Annotated in this window: 12 protein-coding genes; 3 read left to right on the forward strand and 9 right to left on the reverse strand. The window is 38.3% G+C overall.

Going from position 1 to position 15,386, the window contains the following annotated elements; genetic code table 11:
- Positions 1-14: 14 nt before the first annotated feature.
- The 6 genes from BC008_RS14080 to BC008_RS14105 all read right to left on the reverse strand — a co-directional run bounded on the left by BC008_RS14080 (position 15) and on the right by BC008_RS14105 (position 7,469).
- Positions 15-1,622 (reverse strand): hypothetical protein, encoded by a 1,608-nt coding sequence (locus tag BC008_RS14080; protein WP_058183611.1) that lies wholly within the window; start codon positions 1,620-1,622, stop codon positions 15-17.
- 723 nt (positions 1,623-2,345) lie between these two features.
- A complete protein-coding gene (locus BC008_RS14085; protein ID WP_082650550.1) occupies positions 2,346-3,188 on the reverse strand; it encodes a DUF3153 domain-containing protein in 843 nt (280 codons plus the stop codon).
- 49 nt (positions 3,189-3,237) lie between these two features.
- Positions 3,238-3,759 (reverse strand): tetratricopeptide repeat protein, encoded by a 522-nt coding sequence (locus BC008_RS14090; protein WP_027843737.1) that lies wholly within the window; start codon positions 3,757-3,759, stop codon positions 3,238-3,240.
- A 316-nt stretch (positions 3,760-4,075) separates the two neighbouring features.
- Positions 4,076-4,969 (reverse strand): acetylglutamate kinase, encoded by an 894-nt coding sequence (gene argB, locus BC008_RS14095; protein ID WP_027843738.1) that lies wholly within the window; start codon positions 4,967-4,969, stop codon positions 4,076-4,078.
- A gap of 195 nt (positions 4,970-5,164) precedes the next feature.
- A complete protein-coding gene (locus tag BC008_RS14100) occupies positions 5,165-5,716 on the reverse strand; it encodes a shikimate kinase (protein ID WP_027843739.1) in 552 nt (183 codons plus the stop codon).
- A 124-nt stretch (positions 5,717-5,840) separates the two neighbouring features.
- Complete coding sequence (locus BC008_RS14105) at positions 5,841-7,469, reverse strand: NB-ARC domain-containing protein (RefSeq protein ID WP_027843740.1); 1,629 nt, start codon at positions 7,467-7,469, stop codon at positions 5,841-5,843.
- Between the two features lie 473 nt (positions 7,470-7,942).
- On the opposite strand from BC008_RS14105, the gene BC008_RS14110 reads away from it, so the two are divergent.
- Positions 7,943-8,137: a hypothetical protein gene (locus BC008_RS14110; RefSeq protein ID WP_027843741.1), complete on the forward strand. Its 195-nt coding sequence runs from the start codon at positions 7,943-7,945 to the stop codon at positions 8,135-8,137.
- A 7-nt stretch (positions 8,138-8,144) separates the two neighbouring features.
- Here BC008_RS14110 and BC008_RS14115 read toward each other — a convergent pair whose 3' ends face one another.
- From BC008_RS14115 to BC008_RS14125, 3 genes are all read right to left on the reverse strand, one after another.
- The gene (locus BC008_RS14115; RefSeq protein ID WP_027843742.1) at positions 8,145-8,942 is read right to left on the reverse strand and encodes a hypothetical protein; all 798 of its coding nucleotides are present in this window, start codon (positions 8,940-8,942) and stop codon (positions 8,145-8,147) included.
- A gap of 718 nt (positions 8,943-9,660) precedes the next feature.
- Positions 9,661-10,299, reverse strand: coding sequence for a flavin prenyltransferase UbiX (locus BC008_RS14120; RefSeq protein WP_027843125.1), 639 nt, complete (start codon positions 10,297-10,299; stop codon positions 9,661-9,663).
- A gap of 426 nt (positions 10,300-10,725) precedes the next feature.
- The gene (locus tag BC008_RS14125; protein WP_027843126.1) at positions 10,726-13,074 is read right to left on the reverse strand and encodes a ribonuclease R family protein; all 2,349 of its coding nucleotides are present in this window, start codon (positions 13,072-13,074) and stop codon (positions 10,726-10,728) included.
- A gap of 37 nt (positions 13,075-13,111) precedes the next feature.
- On the opposite strand from BC008_RS14125, the gene BC008_RS49470 reads away from it, so the two are divergent.
- Both BC008_RS49470 and BC008_RS51315 read left to right on the forward strand, forming a co-directional pair.
- Complete coding sequence (locus tag BC008_RS49470) at positions 13,112-13,327, forward strand: hypothetical protein (RefSeq protein WP_058183612.1); 216 nt, start codon at positions 13,112-13,114, stop codon at positions 13,325-13,327.
- 779 nt (positions 13,328-14,106) lie between these two features.
- Complete coding sequence (locus BC008_RS51315; RefSeq protein ID WP_235595869.1) at positions 14,107-15,180, forward strand: hypothetical protein; 1,074 nt, start codon at positions 14,107-14,109, stop codon at positions 15,178-15,180.
- Positions 15,181-15,386: the final 206 nt, after the last annotated feature.

Here is a 15,386-nt window from a genome sequence, read left to right on the forward strand (position 1 = left end):
GGGAACTAATCACCTCACTCTAACCATTTACTTTCATCAAGTATTTTTTCTATAGCTTTAGCAAACTCCTCACCTTTCAGATTAGATAATTGCGAAAATCTATTAAGTTCCTTCAAGAGCACAAACTGTAACTCCGCAAAATTGCCTCGAATTTTTTGCAAATCTGGATCTTGTCCAGCCCACTTCCAAAAATCATTTTCAGTATTTCTTACTAGAGCATAAACAAGATAAGTTTGAGCTATTCTCTTGATGGAATCGCCCCCATAACCTTGAGTGAAAGTAATTGCATACCAAGTTGCCATACTGTAAATAAATCGTCCATTCATTTCTAGAGTCGCATCCCAATTTTTCTCGAGATACTCAATTTCATCTTTAGCTTCTTGAATTTGAACTAGATCCCCTACAAGTAATTGAGATATTGCTTTACCAACTCTTATTCTGCGAATTGACTCTTTATCTGTACATTTTTTTAATGCACTCTCATATTCCAAAATAGCTTTTCTTTGTAAATTTCTTCCATCACTAAGATACCCTTCAATTTTTCTATCTTTAACATTGCTAATTTGGCGTCCTTTAGTACTATAAATATCGGCAAGATTTTCATGGGGTTGATACCAGTTAGGGCATAATGTGATTGCTGCTTGGAAATCTTCGATTGCTAGCTTATAGAAAAAGAAACCATGAGTTGGAGCGCTCGCATAATAAAGAACGCCAAAAAAATTATGAATTTGAGCTTGGTAGCGCATGCGTTTTTTACCAAAGTAAAATTGGGGGACTGCTGCAACCATTTCTCGTCGCGATAGTTCTATTGCTAACCACCGAGTAGCCGGTTTTAATAGTAATCGGTAACGTTCTTTGAGAGATGGGAATGCATTATTAGTTTCCTCTTCTCCTTCTTCCCCTTCTTCCCCTTCTAATTTTTGCTCGTGGTTGTTTTCTAAGTTTAGGGGTGATTCCCATACAGTATAAAGTTTTGAGGCTAGGTGACCTTCAATATCTGTAATTTCAAAAGTAATACCAATTTTTTCGTTATTATTTCCTCGATTTTGCAGGATACTGGTAACTTTTGTTCCATAGGTTGGAAAAATCACATTCAATAGCTGCACGACTGGATCGATTTGATCGGGTGTGAATTCATTGAGGGAGTCAACTAAATTTGCTAATCTTTGGTCTGGGGTAGCTCGTGGTAATGCTAACCTGTCATTGGGGCGGTAGCTTTTAGGCGCTACTTTATCAACATGTTCCCTGAGTCTATTGTGAACCCCTTTCATTTCCCGCAACAATCTTTCTCGAGCTAATTGACTCAATCCTGGTAGTACGCTATCAAGTTCTTCATTTCCAGAAGCGTTTTTAAAGTTATCAATGACTAATTGTGAATAACGGTTCCAAATTAAAAATAAAATGCGTTGAATAATAATAGAAATTAGTAGAATTAGGGCTACTTTGCCTAAAAATAAAAGAATAGTAGTAATACTTTTTTCTAAACTTTCTAAATTTCTTACCCAATCTGTAAATGGAGTATTGATATCTGTTTTAAACGCTCTATAACTAGTTTCTTGGGATGAAACGAATCCAAATACAAATATAAATAAGATAGCAAGTAGTAAAATCCGCTTATTCATTGTTTTACTCTTTATTATTTTGGTACTTATCTAAATTTCCAAATCAATTTGTTATCTCAAATTGTAAGAGCTAATTCATCAAGCAGATATTAAGAACGCTGTATTTAAACCACACATGAAAGAATTTTTCCATTATCATCAATAATAATTTAAGGTTCCTATTTAATTTATGAACAGATAAGTTCTGCAAAGACGCGTTAACGCAAGCCCATAAGCCCACCGTAGGTATTGTGTAATGGTTAGGTTATAACATCCCGTCTCTACAATCTTGATCTTTACCTACGGTATGCTTACGCGTTTGGACGGAACGCGCTTACAGCGTTTGGACGCAGCAAGCTGTTCATCCGTAGTATGCCTACTAACACCTCCGGTGCCCCTCACAGCTCTGCATGCAAACATCTTTGATGCGGCTAACACGAATTGTTTAGTATTGCTACGTAACTAAGTTATGAATGCATACGGCACTAAGTAATAAAGTTAGGATATCCGTAAATTCTGTTTGTCCTAGGACAGGCTATGCTAACGTCGTAGACGTGCTAAAAGCTGCAATTTATAAGCTTTTACTTGTTACTTTTCACTTCTTACTTTTTACTTTTTACTTGCGCGTAACGCTATATGATAATTGAAAAAATCAAAAAAAATAGAGCGTTGCACGCTCATTAAAGATAAAAAACCATCGATAATATTTAATTTTATCTTCCCAAAATGCAACGCTATTAATCCTTACTCAGTTGCTGTTTTCTGAGGAATATCCATCGCAGGAAGTGGAATGACAGTATATCTCAGGAAAATTCCACCCCAGACAAATAAAACTATCAACAATGTACCGATCGCAAAAAGATTGGGAAGCCAGAAAACAACCTCAACATGGTTAAGTTTGCCAGATTTTAGTTCCCAAACAAGTTTATCTTCCTGTTTGTCTGCCGGAAGTGCATTTTCAGATTTCTGTATGTTCTTTGCACCCCAGGGTGTATTGAGAACAAATTCCAAATCGAGAATTGAATCAGTATTAACGAGGGCATTACCCTTGTTTGAAATTAAGCCCAAAGAACGCAAATCTAAATTATAAATTAAGCGTTCGCGATTAAAGAAAATAAAGTTATTATCTGATACTACTAAGTTTGATTCAATCTGATTGAATTCTGAATTAGCTCGATTATCTTTTGACTTGACCTTAGATTTAGAATTCTTCTTACGTTCGGGGTGGAAAAATTTATTAAATTTCTCCTGTAACTCATGTCCACTACTAAAAGGTATTGTAACGATGAGTTCTTTTTGTGAAACTCGTTTGGTTTTTCCCCCTACCTGACGAGCACTACTTTGAATATCATCTAACCAATCATAAACTGACTCGCCGCTAAAGCTGGTTAATCTGTCTCCTAATTGGATTTTCTGTACTAACTCACCACTATTAGCGTTATAAAAGGTTGTACCGACATCATATTCTACACAACCCGATAGTAGTAGGGCAATTGCTACAATGCAAATCACACGGCGCATTCGCCACAAGAGCTTTCCTATAACTGACAATGTATTGAATGAATTTTTTTTGCTTAGTCTTGACATAAGCGCAATTGTGAAAAACAGAAAATATTTTTACTTAACTTTTGAAGCTTCAAATACTAAACCATACTAAGCTAAACACAGTTAAAGCAATAGCAACTAATGCAATCGTAATAAAACGATTATCCTTAGTGTTTACTTGAGTTAAGTCAACTAATTCTGGCTCAGGTTTTTTGCGTTGTCCAGAAGATTTTTTGGGAGCAACTGAAAGACGAATTTTTGAGTCATTATCAGGTACATCTGTAAAATCTGGAATTTTCGTCATCCATTCTTCGGGGCGTTTGAGTTTGGGTGCTTGAAGAATATATTGCAAACGCTTGGCTTCCTTACTAGTTTCTGGATAAGGATGACGTTTGAGTCGTTCGCACAAAGCGATCGCATCTTCAGTACGTCCTGCAGCTTCGTAAGCGGTCGCCAACCAAATTTCTACTTCACCTGCAAACCGGCTATTTCGGGCTAATAACGCGGAAGATTTTTCCAGATTTTCTACAGCTTCCCGATATTTACCATTTTCGAATGCTGCTTTTCCAGTTTTATATCTAGCTCTGGCAAGTTCTAAACTTTCTGAAGTCACTTTTATTACATAAACAGCGCACTGCTGTTTTTATTTTCTCACTTCTGATTAAATGGGGAACAGGGAATAGGGAACAGGAAATAACTTATTAAGTTTTAATTATCACTCCCATTCAAGTCCTAATCCCAATCCCCAGAGGCTCCGCCGACGCCGCAGGCTCTATGCCGCAAGGCGGGCACGCAGTGCTTATGGCTCTTAGCGGAAGCGTGACGCCAGTCATACGCCACGCTACCGCTAACGCCGTTAGGCGCGGGCTCACCCCAATGCCCAATTCCCAATGCCCAATTCCCGATCCCCGATCCCTAATCCCAAACCTCTAAAAATCAAGCTGGGAACTAAGAATCATTGTCCCAATACCACCATCGGTAAAGATTTCCAATAACAAAGCGTGGGGTATTCGACCATCAATAATATGGGATGCACGGACACCTTGGGCTAGTGATCGCACGCAACAATTCACTTTAGGAATCATTCCACCGGCAACTACACCCGTTTTAATTAAACTACGAGCTTCTTGAATATCTATTTTAGGAATAAGAGTTGAAGGGTCTTTATAATCTTTTAAGATTCCTGCTGTATCAGTTAGCAAAATTAATTTTTCTGCGTTGAGGGCTGCTGCAATTTCCCCTGCAACGGTATCAGCGTTAATGTTATAAGCCTGACCATTTGCATCTGCTGCTACGCTAGAAACAACGGGAATATAACCATTTCCAACTAATGTGTCAAGAACTTTGATATTTACGCTGCTGACTTCTCCCACAAACCCAATACCTTCTTGACCTTGGGGGCGAGCAGTAATTAAATTACCGTCCTTACCACAGAGTCCAACTGCAGACCCACCAGCTTGATTAATTAATGAAACTATTTCTTTATTAACGCGACCAACTAGGACCATCTCGACCACATCCATTGTGGGAGCATCGGTTACGCGCAAACCATCTTTAAACAAAGGTTCAATTCCGATTTTACCCAACCAATTGTTAATTTCAGGACCGCCCCCATGGACTACAATCGGTCGTAAGCCAACACAGGAAAGAAAGACAATATCGCGGATAACTTTATCTTTAAGATTGCTATCTTTCATCGCTGCACCACCGTATTTGACTACAACCGTACGACCGGCGAATTGTTGAATATAAGGTAATGCTTCGCTCAGAACCCGGACGCGAGTTGCAGCATCTTCTTGAATAAATTCGGAATCGTTAACAATCATGAGGAGAAGGTAGAAAGTTTAAGTGCGATCTATTGATGATTATCTCAACAATGTCTCACAGCTTGGGGTCAATAGTACAAGTCAAAAGTAAAAAGTAAAAAGTTAAAATAGCAATTCGCTCCCAATCCCCAGTCGCCAGTCGCTAGTCACCATATGCCGCAAGGCGACACGCAGTGCTATCCCCAATCCCCACTACCCATCTGCAGAAACAGGATTTTTGAGAACGCTGGGAATTTCCTCCAATATTCTCTGAGTAATTTGTTCAGGTGTTTCCCCTTCATTCAATTTAATTCGTAAATCTGCTTCAGCATAAAGTTTTTGTCGTTGTTCGAGAATGCTCTGCAGTTTACCTTTGGGATCTGGATCTTGTAACAAAGGTCGAGTCTTATCTTCCGCAAGGCGGTTGTAAAGTAATTCAACTGGTGCGTCTAACCATACAATCAAACCGTGGTGCAGATAACTCCAATTTTTCTGATTCAGTACAATACCTCCCCCCGTTGCAATACTTAATCTGGTGTGAGCACAAATTTGAGACAATACTTCAGTTTCCAATCGTCGGAAAGTTGCTTCTCCTGATTCAGCAAATATTTCATTAATGGTACATCCCGCAGCTTGAACTATTACTTCGTCAGTATCTACAAAGCTATACCCCATCTCAAGAGCCAACAAGCGACCTATAGTAGTCTTACCAGCACCCATCATGCCAATCAGGTACAAGTTAATTCCTTGTAATAAATTATTCACAAGCAACTGCGCTCCGCTTTAGAATTAAGATTGCAGGTTAAAAGCTTTACCACCTTAACTTTTAAATTTACCAGAAAGCGGGAAGATAACTAGAATGCAGTATGAAATTTATTTTACAGTTATATCATTTTAGATATCTGCTTTTAAGAGCTTCGTCGCGAATGTAGTTTTTTAATTGAGTTTCAAAAATTGTTTGGTTAATTAAAGATAGACCGCTATTATCCCGCATTAATCTGAAGTTTTCCTCAATTAATCTTTCGCCTATATACTCTATTATTACCGGTGCTATATAAAAATTAGACTCTTGTCTGATAATTAAAGAACGTCTTTGCAATGAATCAATTGCTTCTAAAATTAATCTTTGCGAAACCCTTAGCAAAATTTCTTTTTGTAATTTACGCACGGAAACAAAATCTTGATTCAATGCTAACCAGTACATAATTTGCTTTTCTAAGTTTGATAAACGATTAAATTGTCGATCTAATACTGCGCGAATATCACCAAAAACTATAGTTCCTTGCTCGAGGAATTCATAAATGTTTCCGTTAAATAATTCTTGAATAGCTGTTGCCACCAATTTTAAAAATAAAGGATTACCTGCATAACAATCAATTAACAGCTTAATCTCATCATTTTTTATTTTTTTGAATCCTTTAGATTTGAGTATTTCAGCACTTTCTTTATAATTTAAGCCATCTAATTTTAAGCAACGAACTGGTAATGTTTGTCCGGCTAAAACTACAATTTCTTGTGGTTTCTCACGACTAGTTAACAGCAAGCTACTTTGATGTTGAGAATCTCCCAAACGTCTGATTAATTCTCCATAACCTTCATAACCTGGACGATAACAAATTTGAGCTGTATTATAACCAATACTATTTGTCTCATCCAAAATATCAGTTGTTAAATTCGGATAATCTACTTCTCTCAAACAACCATTACATAAAATAGAGTCTAAACCATCTAAAACAATTAAACAGCGAGACGAACGCAAACAATCAATCAACAACGAAATATTATTATCGATGTTGTCAGAAATCATCCCTTCATAATCTGGAGATATGATTTGTAATATCTGCTTTAAAAGTACATCTAATGACGGCAATAAATGAAGCGAACGCCAAATGACATAATCGAAGTTTTCTTGTGATATTTGCTCTGCAAGCTTGACAGAAACAGCTGTTTTGCCGATTCCTCCAATTCCCAAGAGTAAAACTAAGCGACAATTATCTTGGATAATCCATTGTTTAACTCGGGCTAAATCTTCATCTCGCCCACAAAAACTACTAACATCAATTGCCTCTCCCCAATCTAGTTTTGCAGACGATTCTATACTAAATAAATCACTTTTTACTCGGTCTTGATGTACTGTAATTCCATTAATCCCATTTATACCATTGCTGGGCATCCAATTTTTTTTATAACCAGCTTTTTCTAATAAAGGAGTTACACGACTCCAATTTTTTACTTTTACTGAGTATCCCATTTGGTTGCCCAGCATCTCTTCTATATATTTATATAAACCATTAGATAGATATACTCTTACAGTGCTGCTACTATTACTGTTATAAACAGTTTTGGCAATCTCTGCGGGACTAAAAGCGCAAAGTAAACCTCTCAAAAACTTTTTTTCTACAGGAGTTAGAGCTTTTCCTTTTGCCGATGCTAAATCCACATATAACTTTTCTAACTCCCAATTATTTTTAGCTTCTATAAATTCTTCTTCAAAGTTATTTTTTTCTTGTGCTTTCATGCGGATTCTTTTTTAAATTAACTAAAGAGTACTATCTTAACGACGTTTTCATTAAGTAGCTACAAGTCAATAAATGGAACAATAAATAATGGATAACGTATTTAATAACGTCTGTTATGTAATATGTAAGTCGTTTATTCCAGATGTTAATACTTGACCGTAATTAAAATAAATTATTTGAAACTTTATCAAGCTCCGACAAGTCAATATAAATAAACTAACACTAAACTCTAGTAGGGTAATTTTAACTATAAATAATATAGTTTTCGATCGCTACAGTATTACTAGTTACCAAGTTACTCGATCTAATCTAAAAAAAACAATAATTTGCTTAATAAACAACTGTAAAAATGACTAATTATAAAATATTCAATCAAAAGCGTTGCGAATTTCACGGTTATTACATAACCGAGTATGCATATCGTATTTAAGACAGTCCGAATAAACAAATGTGGTGTTGAGAGGTTTTTACCATGACACGAATTCGTGACGTTGTACAACAAGCCATAGCAAAAGGTTGTTTAACGCTCGAAGCAGAAAATAAATTGCGCGAGTTACTTAGCCAAAAGTACGATCTAGAAGACCTGAATGCCTTTATGTCTCTCCAAGAAGCGGCAATGGCAGGCAGAGTCAAGCAAGAATCACGCGAAAATTGTCGTATCAGCTAATATTTTCCTATTTTTGAGGTCGTTTATCCTTAACCTCAAAATCATCATCTTCTAAAAAATCCCACTCATCGTCGTAGTCATCTTCTTGGTTTTTTGCTTCATCAAATTGCTCTGCGCTGGATGATTTATAAGGAGAAGTAATCACGCGGTAATCAGCATCATAAATTGACTCAACTCTCCCTACACCCGAATTTTTCGCTTCGCGTGAGTTGTATGAATAGCCAGGATCGTAATCGAAATCAGAATCAGAATCAGAATCAGAATCAGAATCAAAGTCATCATTGCTTTGTGTTGTTTGGTTATTCCGAGAAGTATCTGTATCCCTTACTCTTGTGTCTCGAGAATAATCTGATGCTTCTTCTCTTTCATCTTCAAAATCCCAATCATCTACTTCTCCTGCATTTTCCCAACTGTCATAATCGTCATATTGTCGAGTTTGATTTCTAGTTGTACCCCTAGGTGGTGAAGTATTATTATCCTCAGACCTTGATTCCGCTTCCCTAGAGTAACGTTGGGAATAACCGCGAGTTGAAGTTTTTGTTTGGCGATTGCGGCGGTTACTAAAAGATTTAAAGGTGTCTCGGGGTTGGCGAAGATTTGGTAATTTTAGCAAACTAGCAATAAACTCATAGGCGATCGCACCAGCAATAATGCTGATTAATATCCATATCGATAAGGGAAGTGCTTGAGTTTGTACACCCAAAAACACTAGTGGGAGTGGTGGGACGACTGACAAGTTTTGCGCTATAAATAACGTTAGTCCTCCAAGTACCACTACCAAAAAAATCCAGCGATTTACAGACATAGCAATTTAAAGAGGGATTTATAACAGAAGTCAGCATACACGCGATTATATGTCCCGATCGACACATCGTACGCGCTCAAAAATTACATAATTTAAAGCTATAAGTACTTTATTTGACTTTGATGCTAACGCGTCTGCAGGAGATCCGGAATATTAAACTAATTATTCCTATATTTTTATCTTAGATCTTTGATTTCGATATAAGTTAGGGACAGGGAATCGGTAATTGGTAATTGGTAATTGGTAATTGGTAATTGGTAATTGGTAATTGGTAATTGGTAATTGGTATACGTCCGCGCCTAACGGCGTTAGCATTAGCGGCTAGCGTAAGCGTACCGGTTTGGACGCGTCTAAAGACGAATGCACGCGGCTTACGGCATTGCTGCGCTACGTTCCGAACGGATCTGCCGTCGCCATAAAAGCTCTAGGTATTGCGTGACGTTAAGTCAGAGGCTTTGCTATTAGCGATTAGGTTGGGATTTCCCCCCACATTTCCCACACTTCCTACATTTCCCACACTTCCTACATTTCCCACACTCCCCACACTTTTCTTATTACTAAAAGAAGGATAATCAACCCAGATTTAGTATGGAATTTAATAAGTTGTTTCCTGTCTTGCGCTCTTTCCCACTCTACGGGGTGGCTGTACTGGATGGCAAACTAGCGCTTTGCGGGGTATTGGCGCTGTTCCCCGTTCCCTGTTCCCTATTCGCTCACTTTAAATATTACGACCTTGCCATCTTTGAATTGGAATACAATCAATATCAAGTTGATCTAAGCTTCGAGCTACAACAAAATCAACTAAGTCTTCAATGGTCTGCGGTTTATGATACCAAGCAGGAATTGCAGGGACGATTCTTACTCCAGCTTCCGCCAACATGGTCAAATTGCGCAAATGAATTAAGCTAAAAGGAGTTTCTCGCGGAACAACAATTAGTTTACGTCCTTCTTTGATTTGTACATCTGCAGCTCGCTCCAGCAGATCGGAACTAAGACCATTGGCGAGTTTTGCTACGGTACTCATACTACATGGCATAATAACCATTCCTAAAGTCCGGAAAGAACCACTAGCGATATTAGCTCCCACATCACCCCAAGGATGACAGCGTAATTTACCTGAGGTTTCTACTCCTGCTTGCTCTCGCCAAAATTGTTCTTGTGCAACGGCTTCAACCGGCATCCTGGTACTTTGTTCCGATTGCCAAACCATATAACTGGACTTGGATGCAACTAATTCAATCTCGTAATCAGCTTCTAATAAAAATTTGAGGGCGCGTACTGCATAAATCAATCCAGATGCACCAGATACACCAACAATCAGGGGTTTGTTATTTGAGAGTTTATTATTGTTTGACACGTTTTATTGATTCAGATTCAAAATTATCTAAAGTTTTTGGGGGTTAATTAATGGCAATGGGGAAGGAAATTAGAACAAAAAATAAAAGCCCCCATTTTTAGCACAAGCATCTCCCCAAGGAAGAAATGGGAACTATACGTTGAAGTAGTAGTTTTCTTGAATATTGTCCTGAAAGGGTGTTTAACTTGAGGTAATAGGATTTATTGCGCCCAGATAGACCAAAACCCATTGGTTAATAAACACATTCTTGTGAAAGAAGAAAGGGATAGGAATATTTAAACTCCTTTACCTTTCTTCATTGTCTGTTTTTGCCTTACTTCTGTAAAGCGTTAACACTTTTAACTCTTTTTCTAGGTCATGTCCAATTTTCTGGACGCTTATATGAATACAAGATCGTACTTTTGAATTCAATCTTTTATTCAGAAGTTAATCATCATCATATTCGTCCATATCTTCAGGATCTAAGCGATCGCTGTAATACATGTCACCTCGCTCGTCATCATTCACATTGATATCGCGACCAATGGGTAAACCATCACTACCAACGGTTACTAAATCAATTTGCTGACGATAATAATCGACGCTTTTAACTTGTACGGATACTCTATCTCCCAAGCGATAGGAAGCACGGTTCTTACGTCCAAATAATGCTTGCTGTCGAGCACGATACTCATACCAGTCATCTTTGAGAGAACTGACATGTACTAATCCTTCAACTCTTAGCGGTAAATCATTACCTTTCTTGGAACTGGATGGTGGAACTTCAATTTCCACAAAAAATCCGTAGGATTGAACTCCAGTAATTACACCACTAAAAACCTCTCCAATGCGTTGTTTCATCAAAGAAGCACGTTGTAAGCCTTCTAAATCTGCTTCTGCTTCTAAGACTTGTTTTTCCCGATCATTAAGTTGGGTAATAACTCGGGTTAAATCGCTTTGTAGTTCTTGCTGTAATTCCGGTGGTAGAACATTCCAGTTAATATCGCCATGACAGGAAGAAGAACGCAAATTGACTCGTTCTTTAACGCGGGTATTGCGGCGATCGCGTCCATATTCATACAAGGTGTAGTATACCCTTTGCATGAGTAAATCTGGATAACGACGTAATGGAGCAGTACAGTGGGTATAACCTTCTGGTAACGCTAAGCCAAAATGTGCACTTTGGGTAGTAGTGTAAGAAGCTTGCTTTAGGGTATCCTGCAACAAGTAAGTTAAAACTTGCTCAGAAGCAGATTCTGCAAACACCCTAATTAAATGCTGATAATCTAAGGGTTGAATATCTACATCTTCCGGTAATGCTAACTCCACACCCAAATTGATTGCTAACTTGAGCATTTCTTGAACATCTTCAGGATCGGGAGTACCTTGAACTCGCCAAACTGCAGGGATATTTAAAGCATGTAAATGGGATGCCATTAATTGATTTACAAGCACTACCAACTCAGTTAATAGCGACTGTAGGGGAGAATCGGTAGATACCACACAACCCAAAATCCCTTCATCATAATAAGGATTTTGATTGATAGGTAAGTTTAATTGCAAGCTACCCCGACTCAAACGATTTTTTTCCAACACAAATCGCAGAGCATTCAACTCTTGCAACATTTCCACGATTTCATCCGAGCGCTTAGTAGCTTCGCCAGCAATAATTGCTTTAGCTTCTTTTTGACTCAAATTTAAATCTACTTTGACAACACTCGGTTGAATCTCCCATTCCAAAACTTTTCCTGTGTCAGGATCGATGTTAATTGAAAAACATAAGGTTAAACGGTCTTTATCTGACAGTAAAGAACACCGTTGAATCGCAGCATCTGGGAACATTGGTAAAAATAAATCTCCCAAATATACCGCTCTACCCCGCTTCATCGCTTCCCGGTCGAGGGGTTCGTCTGGTTGGATGTAATGGGAAACATCAGAAATATGAAAATTTAATTGCCAGGTGTCATCATCATTTTTCTCTAAGTTAAAAGCATTCTCAATTGTTTTGGGATCGCCCCAAGCATTAGCGATACTCAAGGTCAATTGCTTGCGTAAATCCAGACGATTTTTTAGATCTGCTTTAAGAAGTTTTTTGGGTAACTTAGATGCTAGTGCTTCTATTGTCTCGGAAAAATTACGGGAAAGGTCGTGCTTACAGGTGACCAAATCAATATCGGCTGCTGCTTCAGCATCGCTACCGAGGATTTGCACCACCCGACCGATTGGTGGATACTGCGCTAAAGGATAGCGAACTACCTCGACATGAGCGAGGTGGTCGATTGACTCCTCCAAAGTCATCCCGTTAATAGCTAGTTTGAGTTCGAACAATAAACGGTCATCCAAAGGTACGGCGCGATAGCCACCTTCAACTTGTTTGATCCGCGCCAACAAGGTGTGATTGGAACGTTCTAAAATTAATTTAACTTCGCCTTCTGGAGAGCGACGGCGACTACCTTCTTTAAGAACTTTAACCAAAACGCGATCGCCATTCCAGGCATTAGACAGGTGACTTTCGCGGATATAAATATCTTCAGCACCTTCAATATCCTGAATAGCAAAGCAAAAACCTTTACTGGAACAACGAAGTTTTGCTTCAATTAGTTCTTCTTCCGCAACAAGCCGATACTTACCGCGTTCTTTGAGCAAAAGCCCAATTTTTTCCAGAACGTCCAAAGTGATGTGAAGTTTTTGTAAACCTTCCTCATCTTCACAACCAAGTTTCTTTTCTAATAACTTGCGAGCTACCAATTTATTATCGGTGAAATTGGCAAGCAGTGTGGCGATTGAAAATTCCATGCAGTGAAACGACCTTTGGTCAAAACATCATTTTTTTGTGCAATTGTGGTTCGCAGGCTTGATACCCCTAAAACCGACAGAAACTTGTGGCAAATTGCCCCAATCGAAGGGTACTGTTAGTCTCATCAGAGTTTTTTTGGTTCCAGTTCCTTCATCCAGACAATCCGGTGAAGCACGCAGTCCTGTAAGGTGCGCCTTAGTGGTAGTTATGCAAGGGATTTTCTCTGGTAGTAGAGCTGGGATAAATCATTAAATACGGTATCTTCTGAAAACGGGAAGAGAAACCGTAAGCTATTGATTATCTTAGCTACAAAGGTGCTTTTACACCATCCAACTCTGATTTTCAACTAGGAGATATTGCCGACAAACCGAATTGTTCCATATGTAGAATCGATAACAATCAGGCAAGTAGGTCAAATAACTCAAAAGGCGAACCTTACCTTTACTATTGTAGATTTAGAGCGTACTTCCAGAAAATAGTTCTGGATGTCCAGTTGGGTGATCAGTATAGCATTACTTGCCGGAATACTTAACAATCGTGCTTTGGCAGCCAAACATCTCTTCAAAAACCTAATGCTACAATGGGAACATTGAAAGCCAAGCAATAAAAGGCATGATATTTGACAGTCTGGCACTAAAATAGCAGATTACGGCCAAATACAAAATTATTAACCATAACAATTTTGCAGTTAGTCTCAACTCAATAGAACCAAAAGCCTTGCAAGTAATCGATAGGCAAAGTTATCCTTTCAAACAACCGCAATTTATCTGATTCATTAAGTGTTGTTTAAGAGATTGAGGAGTTAAATTATTGCCTCATTATTCTCTACAAAATTATTTCATACTCTTGCTGTTGACTCGAGCTTGGTAAGCAACATTAATATGAATTTAAAATAATCTATAAAGGAATAATCTCCCAGGCTTAATTGCAAATCATTATGTAGGGAGTAAGCAAAGTTTAGTGAAATTAGTTTATATTTTTTAACCAAATTTTATCTGTAATTCATGCAATTTTAGAACGGTGAAGGTATGATTTTGGCTCAGTTTCAGAGCTTGTATCCTGAAGGTAGTATCATTTCTGAATTAATCCAAATTCACCATGACAAGTATATTGTTCGGGTGAATGTGCAAGTTCAAGGTGTAACTCGCATCACAGGTATGGCGGCTGCGGAAACCATTGAAGTAGCGGAAGATCGGGCAAGAGAGAGGGCTTTGATGGTTTTAAAGCAAACAAACCCACAGAATAATTCTACAAATCCTGCTATTCAGGCTCAAGAAGCTCAAGGACATTCCCCTCATTTTAATACTAAGGAAATTAATACCCAGGAAGTTGCTGTCAAAGCACAATTAGATCTAGATCGGCAGAAAATAAGTCAAGCGACAGAAAGTCAAACAGCAACTGGGGCTATTAAACATAACCAACCCCCAGTTCCAGAAAAACCAATGGTCAAAGAGGTGACCCCTGCAAAACAATTTGAACCTAGCCCAAGGGAACTGACTAAAGCCCAAGCTGATGAAGTATTATCAGCTAGAGATGAAGATAAATTTACTGCTGCAAAGTCAACATATAGTTATCAAGGTTCTAGTTATCAAGGTTCGGGATTAACGGCAAATATTGATGCTCCACCCCAAGAAATAAATCAACCCAGTCTTGATTCTGGGAGTATTAATGTTGATTCTCAGCTTAAATTTGATTCTCCACTTCCAGAAAATGGAGTTAGTACCCCAGACGAAAGTGTGGTTCAAAATCAGCTACCATTAATGTCTTCCACTAATGTGCAGTCATTTATGTCACCCGAATATTCTGTAGAGGAAGAACGAAAAGTGACAGCATCAGTAGAAAAAAAATCTTCATCAACTACTAGGAAAAAGAAAAAAACTGAGCCCAAGGATTCAACACAACCTAAAAGTTTACTAGACCCAATTGCAGAAATTGATGTGGAAATGCGCCGTTTGGGTTGGACAAGGGAACAAGGAAGAGAACATTTAATTCAGACTTATAACAAACGCGCTCGTAGTTTGCTCACTGACGAACAGCTATTAGAATTCCTCGAATATCTGAAATCTCAACCCACACCTGCAGACCCATTGGATCCCGGATTTTGATTGGGTATTGGCGTTACCTGGATGGGGAATGAGAATTAATACTAATATTGGGCTTAATTCTTTTTAAGAATGAAAGGAGAAGTGTGGGAGGTGTGGAAAGTGTGGGAGGTGTGAGAGGTGTGGGGGAAATCCCAGAAAATATAAAGGAAAGGGGTTTTAGAAATCGGATTCGATATAAGATGATGTTTTTCCCTTTTACTTGCCAG

Source organism: Mastigocoleus testarum BC008, assembly GCF_001456025.1.
Classification (GTDB): Bacteria; Cyanobacteriota; Cyanobacteriia; order Cyanobacteriales; family Nostocaceae; genus Mastigocoleus; species Mastigocoleus testarum.